Here is a 14,986-nt window from a genome sequence, read left to right as displayed (position 1 = left end):
GGTCGTATCGCTTATTGCGGCGGCAAATACTTCAGTGGGTCGACAGGCTTACCCTGCCGGCGAACTTCGAAATGCAACATCACGCGGTCGGAATCGCTATTGCCCATCTCAGCGATCTTCTGCCCTTTGGTCACCGCATCCCCCTCTTTTACCATCAAAGAGCGGTTGTGTGCATACGCGGTGAGATAAGTTGCATCATGCTTGATGATAATGAGATTGCCGTAACCACGCAGCCCATTTCCGGCATAAACCACGCGACCGTCCGCTGAAGCCTTGACAGGATCGCCCGCGGCACCGCCAATATTGATGCCCTTATTGGTCGAGTCGTTGAACGTGCCGAGCATCGGGCCACGCACCGGCCACGCGAACGCGACGTTGCCGGACGCGCCGGCATTCGCGTCGCTCGCTGCGCCCGGATTCGCCGGCGGCGTGAGCGAGGCGCTATTCGATGTGGAACCGTAGAGCGGCGGCGCCGCGGCGACGCCTGCAGCGGCACCCGTGGACGGCGCCGTGCTGCCCAGCGGTGCGCTTTGTACCACGCCGCCGCTGCCGATCGGCGCGGTCGCCACGCCCGGCGTCAGGCCGGCGGTGTTCGCACCCGGCGGCACCACGCGCAACAACTGATCGACTTCGATCTGGTTCGGGTTGGTGAGATTGTTCCACGTCGAAATGTCGCGGTAATTCTGGCCGTTCTCCAACGCGATCCGGTACAACGTGTCGCCCGGCTTCACGCGGTAGTAGCCCGGCGGCGGCGGCCCGAGCGGCACGGCCGGCTGCGCGGCCTGCGTGCTGAGCGGCGTGCCGCCGGAGCGATCGACGACGGGCGCCTGATCGAGCCGCGACGCGCAGGCCGTCATCAACAGGGACAAGGCGAGCACGCACACGCTACGCTGGGTGACGGTCATGGGGACATTCAGGCTGGTTCTTTGCATCGCGCGCAACATACTCATCGGTGTCAAATCACTCCGGATTTTAAGGGTACAAAGAAAACGCGATCAAGCCGTGACTCGCGCCACTGCGCGGGACCGATGCGCTCAACCAGAGTCAGCACCTGGTTCTGGCCATCCTGCGAGCCGACCGGCGCGACCAGACGGCCGCCGATCGCGAGTTGTTCAAGTAATGCTTGCGGTACGTCAAGCCCGGCCGCCGCGATCACGATCGCATCGAACGGCGCCGCCGACGGCAGCCCCAGGCGACCGTCGCCGTAGTGCAAGCGGATGTTCGGAATGCGCAGCGGACGCAAGTTTGTCTTCGCGCGTTCGGACAGCGGCCTGATGCGTTCGATCGAGTAGACATCGCGCGCGACCTGACTCAGCACCGCCGCCTGATAACCGCAGCCCGTGCCGATTTCGAGCACGGTGTTCAGCGCGCGGCCGGCGGCGGCCAGTTCGATCATTCGCGCGACCACCGAGGGTTTGGAGATCGTCTGGTGATGGCCGATCGGCAGCGCGGCATCCTCATAGGCCTGGGCCGCGAGGCCCGGGTCGACGAACATGTGGCGCGGGACCACGGACATCGCGTTCAACACGCGCTGATCGGTCACGCCATTCGCACGCAGGCGTTCGACCATCCGTTCGCGAACCCGTTCCGAAGTCAGCGCCAATGCACCATTTAAAGCGACGTTTGGCGCAGCCGTGCGCTCGTTGGCCTTGGCGGCAGGTTTGACCGAAGCGTTCCCAGGCGACGCAGGTTTGGACGCGGCGCGCACGTTCGAGATCGGTGCGGCGGCTTTTGCCTGTGGTTTGGCTGATGACTGCACTTGGGGCTTCACCTGGGTCGCTGGCTGGGGCTTCAGTTGCGTCTTTACGGCAGGCGCCGCTTGCGGTTGGCTCTGCCCCTTCGCCTGCGGCTTCGCTTGTGGCTTGCCCGTGGAACCGAGAGGCGAATTCTTCGCCGGTTGCTGGCGCGCATTCAGTGCCGCACTCGCGGCAATCACCGCAGCGCGTACCTCGCCCGGGCGCCCTTCGGGCCGGCGCGGTTCGCGCACCAGGTCCTCGAGGCCAAGCGGGAAGCGCTTTGCGCGCTCGCCGCTCATGAAGCGCCGTGGCCCGCACGCGCCCAGTCGCGTGCTGCAGGCAGCATTTGCGTATGGGTCAGGTCCAGCTGCAGGGGCGTGATCGACACGTGGCCGTTGGCGACGGCGTGGAAATCGGTGCCTTCGCTAGCATCGCGCGCGCTGCCCGACGGGCCAATCCAATAGATCGGTTCGCCGCGCGGATTGGTCTGGCGGATCACGGGCTGGGACGGATGCCGCTTGCCCAGGCGCGTGACGCGCCATTCGCCGAGCTGCGCGTACGGCAGGTTCGGAATATTGACGTTCAGCAACGGATGCCCTGGCAGCGGCTGCTCGAGATAATGGGCGACGATTTCAGCCGCGACACGCACCGCATCGTCGAGATGCCCCCAGTCTTTATCGACCAGCGAAAACGCGATGGCCGGCACGCCGAACATGATGCCCTCAGTGGCGGCGGCGACGGTGCCAGAATAAAGCGTGTCCTCGCCCATGTTCTGGCCGTTGTTGATGCCTGAAATCACGAGGTCTGGCGTATGGTCCAGCATGCCGGTCAGCGCAATGTGCACTGAATCGGTAGGCGTGCCGTTCACGTAGTAGAAGCCGTTCGCCGAGCGCAGCACCGAGAGTGGCCGCGACAGCGTCAATGAATTGGACGCGCCGCTGCAGTTCTGTTCGGGGGCCATCACGGTCACGTCGGCGATGGGCTTGAGCGCTTCGTAAAGCGCGGCCAGACCAGGCGCCAGGTAACCGTCGTCATTGCTGAGTAGGATTCGCATGCGGCGATTGTAACCGAGGAAAGAAGGCGCGCGAACGACACCGCCGACGGCACGCATGCTGTGCGCGACGCGCATGCATCAGGCGTCCCGCACACGAGCGGCGGGCGGCTTCAGGAGCGCGGCAAAACAATAAAAACGCACGGTCGTGCAGATTGTTTTACACTCAGAATGGTTACGACGCCCCTAAGGAAGTCCACTTGGTGGCGCTCCGAAGGAAGTCCACTCGGTGGGCGCCCCAAACAAAGTCCCTTCGGGGACCCTGATCGATATGGAGACACGATGCGCGCGATTCGCTGTAGTCAATACGGGCCGCCGGAGAGCCTGGTCGTCGAAAACCTGCCGGACCTCGAGGCGCCGCCCGGCCACGTCGTGATTGACGTCAAAGCCGCAGCCGTCAATTTCCCCGACGTGCTGATCATCGAGAATAAATACCAGTTCAAACCACCCCTGCCCTTTACGCCTGGCTCGGAAGTCGCGGGCATCGTGCGCGCGGTCGGCGCCGATGTCACGCAGTTCAAACCGGGCTCACGCGTGGTCGCGTTCACCGGCGCGGGTGGCTTCGCCGAGCAGGCGGTAGCGCCAGCGGCGGCATGTGTGCCGCTCGCGGACCATGTCGAGTTCGAACTGGCCGCCGCGTTCACACTGGCGTATGGCACCTCGCATCACGCGGTGGTCGATCGTGGCCAATTGAAGGCCGGCGAGACGATGCTGGTGTTGGGCGCGGCCGGCGGCGTTGGACTGGCAGCGGTCGAGATCGGCAAGGCACTCGGTGCCCGCGTGATCGCGGCGGCGTCGAGTGACGAGAAGCTCGCGACTTGCGTGAAGCACGGCGCGGACGCGACCATCAATTACAGCACCGAAGACCTGCGCGAACGCATCAAGGCGCTCACCGACGGCAAAGGTCCGGACGTGATCTACGATCCGGTCGGCGGCATCTATGCGGAACCGGCGTTTCGCAGCATCGGCTGGCGCGGGCGCTACCTGGTGGTCGGCTTTGCCAACGGCGAGATCCCGAAGCTGCCGCTCAACCTGACGCTGCTCAAAGGCGCGAGTCTGGTGGGCGTATTCTGGGGCGATTTCGCGAAGCGCGAGCCGCAGCACAATTACGCGGCGTTCGAGCAGATGACCGGCTGGATCGGCGAAGGCAAGCTCAAACCCTACGTGTCGGCGCGCTATTCGCTGGAAGACACCGGTCGCGCACTGCGCGACATGGCGGAGCGCCGCGTCATCGGCAAGGTGGTAATTACGCCTTAGCCGTTGCACGCTCAAGTCGCGCCGGCTCTTCTATCCAGCCAAGCCAATAAAAATGGCGCGCGGTCCGCGAACCGCGCGCCATTTTTTGACCCATCAGCGAGTGCGCTACAGCTTTTCGGTCTCGCCTGATTTGGGCTGCCACTTCATCAGACGGCGCTCGCCAATACCGACAATGCCATCGAGAATCAGGGCGAACGCAGTTAGCACCAGAATCCCCGCGAACACCGTGTTGATATCGAAGGTGCCCTCGGCCTGCAGAATCAGATAGCCGACGCCGCGCGCCGAGCCGAGATATTCCCCCACCACCGAGCCGACGAACGCCAGCCCCACCGACGTATGCAGGCTCGAAAACACCCAGCTCATCGCGCTCGGCAGATACACAAAGCGCAGCAAGTGCTTGCGATTCGCGCCAAGCATGCGTGCATTGGCGAGCACGACCGGGCTGACTTCCTTCACGCCCTGGTAGACGTTGAAGAACACGATAAAGAACACCAGCGTGACGCCCAGCGCGACCTTCGACCAGATGCCGAGGCCGAACCACACGCCGAAAATCGGCGCGAGAATCACCCGTGGCATCGAGTTGGCGGCCTTGATGTACGGGTCGAACAGCGCGCTCGCCAGCGGCGACAGCGCGAGCCACAAGCCGACACCAAGGCCGAGCCCCGTGCCGACCACAAACGCAAGCACGGTCTCGACCAGCGTAATCCACAGATGCAGATAGATCTCTCCGCCGGTGAACCACTCCCAGATCCGCTGCAGCACCTTCTGGGGTTCGCCGAAGAAGAACGCGGCCTTGTTAGGGTCGTCGAAATAGAATGCGGGCAGCAGCGTCGGACTGGTCAGCACATACCAGAGCACGAAGCACAGCACGAGCAGCAGCCACTGCCAGATCACCAGGTTCGCCCGGTTCGGGCGCAACGTCTTCCACATGACTCGGTTTGCCTTAGACGATTGATCTAATCCAGATACGCGACGCAGGACACGCCGCGCTTACACGGCCGTGAGTTGCTGCTGATAGCCCTTGAGCACCTCATCGCGCAACACGCTCCAGATCTGCGCATGCAATTCGACGAAACGCGGATGCGCACGAATCTCAGCGACGTCACGCGGACGCGGCAGATCGATCGTGAATTCGCCGATCGGATGCGTGCCCGGCCCGGCCGACAGCACCACCACGCGGTCGGACATCGCAATCGCTTCGTCGAGATCGTGGGTGATGAACAGCACCGCTTTGCGCTTGGCCGCCCACAGATCGAGCAACTCGTTTTCCATCAGCTGACGCGTCTGGATATCGAGCGCGGAAAACGGCTCGTCCATCAGGATGATGTCGGGGTCGAGGATCAGCGTCTGCGCCATCGCGACGCGCTTGCGCATGCCGCCCGACAGTTGATGCGGATAGCGATCACCAAAGCCGCCGAGGCCCACGCGCTTGAGCCACTCTTCGGCCTTGCTGCGGGCTTCGGCGGGCGGCACGCCGTGGAACGCGAGGCCGGCCATCACGTTGTCGATCGCCGAGCGCCATGGCATCAGCGCGTCGGCCTGGAACATGTAGCCGGCACGCCGGTTGATGCCCTTGAGCGGCTCGCCAAACACGCTGACCGCGCCCGAGGACGGACCGAGCAAACCCGCGCCGACGTTCAGCAAGGTGGACTTACCGCAGCCGGTGGGGCCGACCACCGAAACAAACTCGCCCGGCGCGATGCGCAGGGTGGTGTCCTTGACGGCGGTGTAGCGTTGCGCGCGATTGTCGCGCGCGGCGAAGGTGCAGGTGATGTTCTCGAGCGCCAGGGCGGCAACGGTCATCGTTCGACTCGCTTCGAAGATCGGTTTCGTGTGGTATCGACTTGACTGCGGCGCTTACGCCTTCACGGTCGCGAGTGCTTTCTTGACGAAGTCGTTGGTCCACGTCTTCGACAGATCGATCTGCTTGCCCTGCATGTTCGGGTCGAACGCCTGCAAGGTCTTCAGCGAAGTCGCCGGGCCGTCGGCGGGCATCAGGCCGTCCGGCGACATGGCCTCCTTCACGTGCTGCCAGGCGTCCAGATAGACCGCGCGGTCGCCCAGCAGATAGCCTTCCGGCACCGTATTGATCAATTCGCTACCGGTCGCCGTTTGCAGCCACTTGAGCGCGCGCACCATCGCGTTGGTCAGCGCCTGGGTGGTGTTGGGATTCTTCGTGATGAAGCTCTGCGACGCATACAGGCAGCCGGCCGGCATGTCGCCGCCGAACACGCTGCGCGTGTCGGCGAGCGTACGCGTGTCCGACACTACGCGGATATCGCCCGTGCGTTCGAGCTTGGTCATCACCGGGTCGAGGTTGGCGATCGCATCGATCTGCCCCGACTGCAGCGCGGCAATCGCGCCGGCGCCCGCACCGACACCAATGAACGCCACGTCTTTCGCGGTCAGGCCGGCCTTTGCCAGCACGAAGCTCGCCATGATCGAAGTCGACGATCCCGGCGCGGTCACACCGATTTTCTTGCCCTTCAGATCGGCGATCGACTTGTAGTTCGGCATCGCTTTCTTCGACACCGCCAGCACGATCTGCGGCGCCCGCCCCTGCAACACGAATTCACGGAACGCCTGCTTCTGCGCCTGCAGCAGCAAGGTGTGCTCGAACGCGCCGGAGACCACGTCCGCGCTGCCGCCGACTGCCGCCTTTAGCGCCTGTGAGCCGCCGGCGAAATCCGAGATTTCAACCTCGAGCCCTTCATCCTTGAAGTAATTGCGGCGCTCGGCAATGGTGAGCGGCAGGTAATAGAAGAGGTTCTTGCCGCCGACGGCAATCGCCACCTTGGTGGTTTCAGGTTTGCCCTGCGCGAAAGCGAACGGCGTAGCAGCAAAGGTCGCGCCCGCGAGAGCGGCGGTACCGGCGAGGAAAGTTCTGCGTTGCATGGTCTGAAGTCTCCGACTTTTGTTGTCTTCTGGCGCAGCGCTCGGGCATTGCGGGTACAGCCAGGTTTGCTGCAATGTCCGCCGCCCCCCGGCCGCGATTGCCGTGCCGTGAACCGTGGTGAAAAGCGCGTGGCCCATCCTGCGGGGCCACGTCCTTGCTCACACAATCTGTTGCGCGTGCAACCTTGCGATGTGGTCTGCATCATAACCTAGCGATTGCAGGACTTCATCGGTATGTTCACCCAGTTGCGGGCCGAGCCAGCGCGTTTCGCCGGGCGTTGCCGAGAGCTTCGGCGTGACCGACGGCAGCGTGATTTCCTGACCGTCCTGCCACTTGAAACGCTGGATCATCTGGCGCGCCATGAATTGCGGATCGGTGAACATGTCCGCGACGCTGAAGATGCGGCCAACCGGCACGTCGGCCGCGTTCAGCACCGCGAGTGCTTCGTCGATGGTGCGGGTGGCAAGCCACGCGGCGATCGCACCGTCGATTTCCTGGGTGCGCGGCACGCGGCCGTCGTTATGCGCGAGCGCTGGATCGTCGGCGAGATCTTCACGCTCGATCGCCACCATCAGACGCTTGAAAATGGGATCACTATTGCCGCCAATCACGATGCTGCCGTCACGGCACGGATACGTATTCGACGGCACGATGCCCGGCAGCGATGCGCCGGCGCGCTCGCGCACCATGCCGTACACACCATACTCCGGCACCACGCTCTCCATCATGTTGAAGACAGCCTCGTACAGCGCCACGTCGACGACCTGCCCCTTGCCGCCGTTCACCTGTTTGTGATGCAGCGCCATGAGCGCACCGATCACGCCGTGCAGCGCGGCAATCGAATCGCCGATCGAAATGCCGATGCGCGGCGGCGGCAAATCCGGATAGCCGGTGATATGGCGCAATCCGCCCATCGATTCGGCAATCGCACCGAAGCCGGGCCGGTCGCGATACGGCCCGGTCTGACCGTAGCCGGAAAGACGCACCATTACGAGCCCGGGATTTTCAGCGGACAACACGTCATAGCCGAGCCCGAGCTTCTCCAGCAAACCCGGCCGAAAATTCTCGACGACAATATCCGCTTCTTTCGCGAGACGCCGCACGATCTCCTTGCCCTCTTCCGCTTTCAGATTGATCGTGACGGATTTCTTGTTACGCGCCTGCACGGCCCACCAGAGCGACGTGCCGCCGACTTCCGGATAGAGCTTGCGCCATTTGCGCAGCGGATCGCCGCCTTTGGGATCTTCGATCTTGATGACCTCGGCGCCGAACTCGCCGAGAAAACGCGCGGCGAACGGGCCGGCGATCAGCGTGCCGAGTTCGAGCACCTTGACGCCGGCGAGCGGGCCGGTGGGTTGGCCGGCGGGTTGGGCGGGTTCGCCGGATTGACTAGCAGGCGCGGCGCTCGGGCCTGAATCAGGGGTGGCGCTCATGTATCTCCTTTATTCTGTTCCTGACCTGCGCGGCGCGGGATCGTGCCGGCCGCCGCGGCTTCGCCATGGTTCGAGCCGCTACGGCGGATGCCTCGCGCTACATCGAGCGCCGGTCGAGCATCGCGCGTGCGATCGTGCCGGCGTCGACGTATTCGAGTTCGCCCCCCACCGGCACGCCGCGCGCAAGACGCGTCACGGCAAGCCCGCGCGCCTTCAGCGTTTGGCCGAGGTAATGCGCGGTAGCTTCGCCCTCATTAGTGAAATTGGTCGCGAGCACGACTTCCTTGACGATGCCATCCGACGCGCGTTTTACGAGCCGGTCGAAATGGATCTCCTTCGGGCCGATGCCGTCGAGCGGACTGAGCCGCCCCATCAGCACGAAATAGAGGCCGCGATAGGTCATCGTCTGTTCGAGCATGATCTGGTCGGCAGGCGTCTCGACAACGCACAGCAGCGCCGGATCGCGCTCGCTATCGAGGCAGACCTCGCAGATCTGCGCTTCGGTAAAGGTGTTGCACTTCTCGCAGTGCTGCAGATGCTCAGTGGCGAACAGCAACGAGCGGCCGAGTTTTTCGGCGCCCTCGCGGTCGTGCTGCATGAGGTGGTACGCCATGCGTTGCGCGGACTTCGGCCCGACGCCGGGCAACACGCGCAGCGCTTCGACGAGCGCCGACAAGGCGGATGGTTGTTTCATGCGGATCGGCGACGTCGAAGTGGGTGGCGCCCGGCACGCGGGCTGGCGATGCAATCTGGTTCGGGCAGTGCGAATGCGCTCGGACAGGCGCACTGAATGACGAGCATGACTCGTCCATTCAGTCGCCGATCCGGTCGGATATTCGGCCGCACATCCGGCAAGCGCTGCGGCGAAAGCAGCCGCAACGCGCTTCGTGCTTCGCGGTATTGATCCGATAGTGCAGATCAGAACCGCGGTTGAGAACTACGCCTCAGAACGGCAGCTTGAATCCCGGCGGCAACGGCAGACCCGAGGTCATGCCGCCCATCTTTTCCTGGGCGGTCGCTTCGGCCTTGCGCACAGCGTCGTTGAACGCAGCGGCGACGAGGTCTTCCAGCATGTCCTTGTCGTCGGCGAGCAGGCTCGGATCGATCGACACGCGGCGCACGTCGTTCTTACAGGTCATCGTCACCTTAACGAGACCGGCGCCCGACTGCCCTTCGACTTCGATCAATGCAAGCTGCTCCTGCATCTTCTTCATGTTTTCCTGCATCTGCTGGGCTTGTTTCATCAACCCGGCGAGTTGGCCTTTCATCATGGACATGCTCCTTCTTGATAGCTTGAAATCCGGTACGCAACGAGGCGCGGCGAATCAGTGGACGGACGGCGCGCCGTTCGGGCCGGCGTCCGGTGTAATCGGGCGAATCGAGCCGGGCACGATGCTCGCGCCGAACTCGCGGATCAGCGACTGCACGAACGGATCGGCACCAATTTCGCGCTCCGCTTCCTGCTGACGCTGTGCGCGCATCGCAGCGTCGTGCGCGGCGGCGGTGCGGCGCGCCGGACCGACTTCGACCAGCACCTCGACATTCTGGCCGAGCTTCTCGGCGAGCGCGGTTTTCAGTTTGGCGACCTGCGAGGCTTCCGCGTACTGCGGCACGGGCACGTTCAGTTTGAGCGTGGCGCCTTCGAGCGCCATCAATTCGCTGTTGAAGGCCAACTGATACGAAATGCCCTTGAGCGGCAGATCGACGGCGAGCGCAGGCCAATCGCCCGTGAAACCCAGCGGATCGAGCGGCACGGCCGGCGGCAGCGGGCGTTTATCGACCACCGGCGCCGGCGCGGACGGCGCGGGCGCGTTCACCCGCACGTCGTCGGGGCCGCTGTCGAACACGGGCACGTAGTTGTCGTCCGGCAGGCCGTAATAGCCTTCGTCCGCAGCCGTGAGCGGCATGTATTCGTCGGGCGGCACGTCGTCCCACGGAGGGATCGACGAACCGTTCTGCTCGCTGTCGTTACGCTGCGCGGGCGACGATGGCGCACGCGCGGCTGGCGCAGCGTCTTGTTGCGACGCACGGCGCGGGGCGCCCGGCGTCGGTACCGGGACAACAACGCGCGGCGCGGCGGGTTTCGGCGTAGCCGGTGCCGCCAGTTTCGCGGCGGCTGCGCCGGTGGCGCGGCCGCGGTCTGATGAAACCTTCAGGCCGGCGCTGCGCAATACGTCGAGCGCGGCGCTCGCGCCGCCTGCGCGACGCGGCTGCATCTCCGCAGCGTGCGTCTGGGCTTGCGGCGCGGCGGCCGATGCGGCCGGTGCGGCTTCGGCCCGCTCGATCGCAGTAGCGGCCGGCGCCGTGAGTGAAGACGCCAGAGCCGCAGCACTGGAATCGGCTGCGTTGTTCGCGTTCACGGCCGGCTCGATGGACACTTCGTCCATCCATGGCGGTACGGGCGTGGCCGCTTTCGCTTCGGGAGCTGCCGACGCTGTGCTGACTTCAGCATGCGGCGACACGGACTCAGCCGCAGCGCCCGGTTCGACAATGTTAGCGGTTGGCGCGTCAGTATCGTCGGCAGAACCTGCGGGCGCTGGCTCTAACGGACCCGGCGTTGCGGAGCGCGCTTCTATCACCGGTTCTGCGGACGAAACGGCCGCGGCTTTCGATTCCGACGCGGCACTGGCGCTTGTCGCCGGATCTTGCCCATCAGCTTCAGGCCCGGCAGCGCGCGCTTCGGCACCTCCAGCTTGCACATGCGTGGCGCTTGCCGCTTGCATGGAAGGCGTTGCTGACCGACGCGGCACGCTGGCTGCCACCGCACTCGCCGTTTGCGGCTCGCGCACTGGCGCGGCAGCCGCGGCTTCCACCGCGCGGGCCGGCGCGGCCGCCCGCTGCGCCGCGACGGCCGGCGCACCCGTGCGCCTCGCGCCACCTGCACCCGCTTGCCCCGCCCCGTTCGGCGTGGCCGCTCCGTTGCCTCCGCCACCCGTAGGCGCCGGTTCGAACGCGAGCATGCGCAACAGCGTCATGGTGAAACCGGCGTATTCATCAGGCGCGAGACCCAGCTCGCTTCGGCCGATCGTGGCGATCTGATAGAACAACTGCACCTGCTCGGCACTCAGCGACTCGGCAAAGCGGCGCAGATCGCCCGCTTCCGGCCACTCGTCCAGCACCGACGAAGGCGCGAACTGCGCCCACGCGATCCGGTGCAGCAGGCTCGCAAGATCCTGCAACGCGGTCGAAAACGACAGACTGCGCAGGGCCATCTCATCCGCGACTGACAGCACCGCCGCGCCGTCGCCGTCGGCGAGCGCGTCGAGCAGACGGATCAGATAGCTTTGATCCAGCGCGCCGAGCATGCCGCGCACCGCTTCTTCATTGACCTGGTTGGCGGAATAGGCAATGGCCTGATCGGTCAGCGAGAGCGCATCGCGCATTGAGCCGTCGGCTGCGCGCGCGAGCAGGCGCAACGCCTGGGCGTCGAACGGCACCTGCTCCTCGCCGAGAATATGCGCGAGATGCGACACAATATGCCCAGCCGGCATCTGCTTCAGATTGAACTGCAGGCAGCGCGAGAGCACCGTGACCGGAATCTTCTGCGGATCGGTGGTGGCAAGAATGAACTTGACGTGCGAAGGCGGCTCTTCCAGCGTCTTCAACATCGCGTTAAACGCGTGGTTGGTGAGCATGTGCACTTCGTCGATCATGTAGACCTTGAAGCGCGCGTCGACCGGCGCATAGACCGCGCGCTCCAGCAACGCCGCCATTTCGTCGACGCCGCGGTTACTCGCCGCGTCCATCTCGACATAATCGACAAAGCGGCCTTCGTCGATCTCGCGACATGCGCGGCACACACCACACGGCGTGGAGGTCACGCCGGTTTCGCAATTCAGCGCCTTGGCAAAGATACGCGAGAGCGTGGTTTTGCCGACGCCGCGCGTGCCGGTAAACAGATAGGCATGATGCAGGCGGCCGCCGTCGAGCGCGTGCGTGAGCGCGCGCACCACGTGCTCCTGTCCGACGAGCGAAGCAAAATCCTTCGGCCGCCATTTGCGTGCGAGAACTTGATAGGTCATCCGGAAATTGTATCAGTAACGATGGCGCGCACAGCCGAATCGACGGCGCGCGAACGCGTGTTGCCGCTTCATTGAAATTGGCTAACGGACTAATAGAAAAAAATAGATGAAGCGCGCAAATATCAGCAAGAGGACATCTCTGCGACAACGCTTAGGGTAAAACAGGAGAAGGAAGATGAAACGGGAGAAAACAGAAAAAGCGGAAGAAAAAGGAAGGTGACGAGCCTAACCCTCGGCACTGGTGGAAAACGGCTGTGGCTGCTTCGTTCCCGACCTGACCAGGTTGACCATCCCTCCATGCGAGGAGGCCCGTCACGAAACATTCTATCACCGCTTGGCCTGCTGTGCGACTCTTAATACGACCAAAGCCGCATCGATGCGTCGAATCACGGTCTTTGCTCCATATAGACAGTGCGTTGGTTTGAACGCGTACGAACCACTTGAGTTTGCTCGCCAAGCCTCCAGATACGGTGCGTAGCGGTCTGGAAAACGTCGTGGCACTTCAACGGCAGCCGTTGGCCCCACTGCCCTGATGAGTACTATCGCTACCGGCAACGCATAGCGAATTAAGCTAAACTGGTGTACGGATGACCCGCAAGCGCGAGCCTTCCGCACATTCCGGAGACAGTTTTTCGAGGTTTCAGGGGTGTGCCGGCAAGGGTCCGATTGCGGCAAAGCGAACGGAAGTTTCCCTTAGGTTTTGGTGTTTCGTGGCGAGCAATTCAGGCGGGCCTCGAACCGATAGAGGTATTCATACAATGAGCGAATCAATCAAGCATATTAGCGACGCATCGTTCGAACAGGACGTGGTGAAATCCGACAAACCCGTGCTGCTCGATTTCTGGGCTGAATGGTGCGGCCCGTGCAAGATGATCGCGCCGATCCTCGACGAAGTCGCAAAGGATTACGCCGATCGCCTGCAGATCGCCAAGATCAACGTCGACGAGCATCAATCCACGCCGGTCAAGTTCGGTGTGCGCGGCATCCCCACGCTGATTCTCTTCAAGAACGGCGCAGTTGCCGCGCAGAAGGTCGGCGCGTTGTCGAAGTCGCAACTCACTGCGTTCCTCGACGGCAACCTGTAAAACGATCGCATCGGCGCGCCCTGAAACAGTCGAGGCGCGCTGTCTTGCAGCGTGTTGTCAGCCGGCAACACGCTAAATAAGAAAGATGCCATACCGTCGCACTGGCGGAAATTGGCGTGTGCTATGCTAGAATCCGCAAAACGTCGAAAAGACGTGTAAGTCCTTGAGCGGTTCCGCTCACTCTCCTCCCAGATTTCATTTCGTCGCACCTTCTCCTGCGGGTTCTCCGTATGCATTTATCCGAGCTTAAGACTCTGCACGTGTCCGAATTGATCGAGATGGCCAATGGCCTCGAGATCGAAAGTGCGAACCGCCTGCGCAAGCAGGAATTGATGTTCGCCATTCTAAAAAAACGAGCCAAAACGGGCGACACGATTTTCGGCGACGGCACGCTCGAAGTGCTGCCGGACGGCTTCGGCTTCCTGCGCTCGCCGGAAACCTCGTATCTCGCCAGCACGGACGATATTTACATCAGCCCGTCGCAAATCCGCCGCTTCAACCTGCATACGGGTGACACGATCGAAGGCGAAGTCCGTACGCCGAAAGACGGTGAGCGTTACTTCGCGCTGGTAAAGGTGGACAAGGTCAACGGCCAGCCGCCGGAAGCCTCGAAGCACAAGATCATGTTCGAGAATCTGACGCCGCTGCACCCGAACAAGGTGCTGCTGCTCGAACGTGAAATGCGTGGCGAAGAAAACGTCACGGGCCGCATCATCGACATGATCGCGCCGATCGGCAAAGGTCAGCGCGGCCTGCTGGTTGCGTCGCCGAAGTCGGGCAAGACCGTGATGCTGCAGCACATCGCGCACGCCATCAAGCAGAACCACCCGGATGTCGTGCTGTTCGTGCTGCTGATCGACGAACGCCCGGAAGAAGTGACCGAAATGCAGCGTTCGGTGGCCGGCGAAGTGATCGCCTCCACGTTCGACGAACCGGCTGCGCGTCACGTGCAAGTCGCCGAAATGGTGATCGAAAAAGCCAAGCGCCTCGTCGAAATGAAGAACGACGTCGTGATTCTGCTCGACTCGATCACGCGTCTCGCGCGCGCCTACAACACTGTCGTGCCGGCCTCGGGCAAGGTGCTGACGGGCGGTGTCGACGCCAACGCGCTGCAACGTCCGAAGCGCTTCTTCGGCGCGGCACGCAATATCGAGGAAGGCGGTTCGCTGACCATCATCGGCACGGCGCTGATCGAAACCGGCAGCCGCATGGACGACGTGATCTACGAAGAGTTCAAGGGCACCGGCAACATGGAAGTGCACCTGGAGCGCCGTCTTGCTGAAAAGCGCGTCTACCCGTCGATCAACCTGAACAAGTCCGGCACGCGCCGCGAAGAACTGCTGATCAAGCCTGAAGTCCTGCAAAAGATCTGGGTGCTACGCAAGTTCATTCATGACATGGACGAAGTCGAGTCGATGGAATTCCTGCTCGACAAGATTCGCCAGACGAAGAGCAACTCCGAGTTCTTCGACATGATGCGTCGTGGCGGCGGCAGCTAAAGCCTCA

At 63.2% G+C, this 14,986-nt stretch carries 13 protein-coding genes and 1 other RNA gene; 3 read left to right on the top strand and 11 right to left on the bottom strand.

The genetic code is table 11. The features are described from left to right. Positions 1–11: 11 nt before the first annotated feature. The 3 genes from PQR27_RS08440 to surE are packed head-to-tail and all read right to left on the bottom strand — an operon-like array spanning position 12 to position 2,790. A complete protein-coding gene (locus PQR27_RS08440; protein ID WP_408523167.1) occupies positions 12–950 on the bottom strand; it encodes a peptidoglycan DD-metalloendopeptidase family protein in 939 nt (312 codons plus the stop codon). A gap of 5 nt (positions 951–955) precedes the next feature. Next, a complete protein-coding gene (locus PQR27_RS08435) occupies positions 956–2,035 on the bottom strand; it encodes a protein-L-isoaspartate(D-aspartate) O-methyltransferase (RefSeq protein WP_408523166.1) in 1,080 nt (359 codons plus the stop codon). Continuing rightward, entirely contained in the window at positions 2,032–2,790 is a 759-nt protein-coding gene (gene surE / locus PQR27_RS08430) for a 5'/3'-nucleotidase SurE (RefSeq protein WP_408523164.1), read from the bottom strand. The genes PQR27_RS08435 and surE overlap by 4 nt, the downstream gene beginning before the upstream one ends. Positions 2,791–3,069: 279 nt before the next feature. On the opposite strand from surE, the gene PQR27_RS08425 reads away from it, so the two are divergent. Continuing rightward, positions 3,070–4,044, top strand: a complete 975-nt coding sequence (locus tag PQR27_RS08425; protein WP_408523163.1) for an NADPH:quinone oxidoreductase family protein — start codon at positions 3,070–3,072, stop codon at positions 4,042–4,044. Between the two features lie 105 nt (positions 4,045–4,149). Here PQR27_RS08425 and PQR27_RS08420 read toward each other — a convergent pair whose 3' ends face one another. From PQR27_RS08420 to ffs, 8 genes are all read right to left on the bottom strand, one after another. Next, positions 4,150–4,974 (bottom strand): ABC transporter permease, encoded by an 825-nt coding sequence (locus PQR27_RS08420; RefSeq protein ID WP_408523162.1) that lies wholly within the window; start codon positions 4,972–4,974, stop codon positions 4,150–4,152. Positions 4,975–5,034: 60 nt separating this feature from the next. Next, the gene (locus PQR27_RS08415) at positions 5,035–5,847 is read right to left on the bottom strand and encodes an ABC transporter ATP-binding protein (RefSeq protein ID WP_408523161.1); all 813 of its coding nucleotides are present in this window, start codon (positions 5,845–5,847) and stop codon (positions 5,035–5,037) included. A 54-nt stretch (positions 5,848–5,901) separates the two neighbouring features. After that, on the bottom strand, positions 5,902–6,939 hold the full coding sequence (locus PQR27_RS08410; protein WP_408523160.1) for an ABC transporter substrate-binding protein: 1,038 nt from the start codon (positions 6,937–6,939) through the stop codon (positions 5,902–5,904). A 159-nt stretch (positions 6,940–7,098) separates the two neighbouring features. Beyond that, complete coding sequence (locus PQR27_RS08405) at positions 7,099–8,373, bottom strand: CaiB/BaiF CoA transferase family protein (RefSeq protein WP_408523159.1); 1,275 nt, start codon at positions 8,371–8,373, stop codon at positions 7,099–7,101. A 97-nt stretch (positions 8,374–8,470) separates the two neighbouring features. After that, complete coding sequence (gene recR / locus PQR27_RS08400) at positions 8,471–9,067, bottom strand: recombination mediator RecR (RefSeq protein ID WP_408523157.1); 597 nt, start codon at positions 9,065–9,067, stop codon at positions 8,471–8,473. A 250-nt stretch (positions 9,068–9,317) separates the two neighbouring features. Then, positions 9,318–9,644, bottom strand: a complete 327-nt coding sequence (locus PQR27_RS08395; protein WP_007182071.1) for a YbaB/EbfC family nucleoid-associated protein — start codon at positions 9,642–9,644, stop codon at positions 9,318–9,320. A 54-nt stretch (positions 9,645–9,698) separates the two neighbouring features. Further along, the gene (locus PQR27_RS08390) at positions 9,699–12,395 is read right to left on the bottom strand and encodes a DNA polymerase III subunit gamma/tau (RefSeq protein WP_408523156.1); all 2,697 of its coding nucleotides are present in this window, start codon (positions 12,393–12,395) and stop codon (positions 9,699–9,701) included. Positions 12,396–12,610: 215 nt separating this feature from the next. After that, positions 12,611–12,709, bottom strand: an RNA gene (gene ffs, locus PQR27_RS08385) — signal recognition particle sRNA small type. Between the two features lie 444 nt (positions 12,710–13,153). Between ffs and trxA the strand changes: the two genes are divergently transcribed. Together trxA and rho are read left to right on the top strand one after the other, a co-directional pair. Continuing rightward, positions 13,154–13,480, top strand: a complete 327-nt coding sequence (trxA, locus tag PQR27_RS08380) for a thioredoxin TrxA (RefSeq protein WP_054039468.1) — start codon at positions 13,154–13,156, stop codon at positions 13,478–13,480. Positions 13,481–13,710: 230 nt separating this feature from the next. Further along, positions 13,711–14,979: a transcription termination factor Rho gene (rho, locus tag PQR27_RS08375; protein WP_006048863.1), complete on the top strand. Its 1,269-nt coding sequence runs from the start codon at positions 13,711–13,713 to the stop codon at positions 14,977–14,979. Positions 14,980–14,986: the final 7 nt, after the last annotated feature.

This window comes from Paraburkholderia fungorum (assembly GCF_046027215.1).
GTDB classification, from domain to species: domain Bacteria; phylum Pseudomonadota; class Gammaproteobacteria; order Burkholderiales; family Burkholderiaceae; genus Paraburkholderia; species Paraburkholderia fungorum_D.
Note: the sequence above shows the minus strand (reverse complement) of the source record. Positions and strands in the feature narration are given on the sequence as shown.

What these genes read in the sequence shown, in the direction of transcription:
- rho (WP_006048863.1), top strand. Translation starts at nt 13,711, where the DNA reads ATGCATTTATCCGAGCTTAAGACTCTGCACGTGTCCGAATTGATCGAG.
- recR (WP_408523157.1), bottom strand. Translation starts at nt 9,067, where the DNA reads ATGAAACAACCATCCGCCTTGTCGGCGCTCGTCGAAGCGCTGCGCGTG.
- PQR27_RS08420 (WP_408523162.1), bottom strand. Translation starts at nt 4,974, where the DNA reads ATGTGGAAGACGTTGCGCCCGAACCGGGCGAACCTGGTGATCTGGCAG.
- PQR27_RS08410 (WP_408523160.1), bottom strand. Translation starts at nt 6,939, where the DNA reads ATGCAACGCAGAACTTTCCTCGCCGGTACCGCCGCTCTCGCGGGCGCG.
- PQR27_RS08390 (WP_408523156.1), bottom strand. Translation starts at nt 12,395, where the DNA reads ATGACCTATCAAGTTCTCGCACGCAAATGGCGGCCGAAGGATTTTGCT.
- PQR27_RS08425 (WP_408523163.1), top strand. Translation starts at nt 3,070, where the DNA reads ATGCGCGCGATTCGCTGTAGTCAATACGGGCCGCCGGAGAGCCTGGTC.
- trxA (WP_054039468.1), top strand. Translation starts at nt 13,154, where the DNA reads ATGAGCGAATCAATCAAGCATATTAGCGACGCATCGTTCGAACAGGAC.
- PQR27_RS08405 (WP_408523159.1), bottom strand. Translation starts at nt 8,373, where the DNA reads ATGAGCGCCACCCCTGATTCAGGCCCGAGCGCCGCGCCTGCTAGTCAA.
- surE (WP_408523164.1), bottom strand. Translation starts at nt 2,790, where the DNA reads ATGCGAATCCTACTCAGCAATGACGACGGTTACCTGGCGCCTGGTCTG.
- PQR27_RS08395 (WP_007182071.1), bottom strand. Translation starts at nt 9,644, where the DNA reads ATGATGAAAGGCCAACTCGCCGGGTTGATGAAACAAGCCCAGCAGATG.
- PQR27_RS08440 (WP_408523167.1), bottom strand. Translation starts at nt 950, where the DNA reads ATGAGTATGTTGCGCGCGATGCAAAGAACCAGCCTGAATGTCCCCATG.
- PQR27_RS08415 (WP_408523161.1), bottom strand. Translation starts at nt 5,847, where the DNA reads ATGACCGTTGCCGCCCTGGCGCTCGAGAACATCACCTGCACCTTCGCC.
- PQR27_RS08435 (WP_408523166.1), bottom strand. Translation starts at nt 2,035, where the DNA reads ATGAGCGGCGAGCGCGCAAAGCGCTTCCCGCTTGGCCTCGAGGACCTG.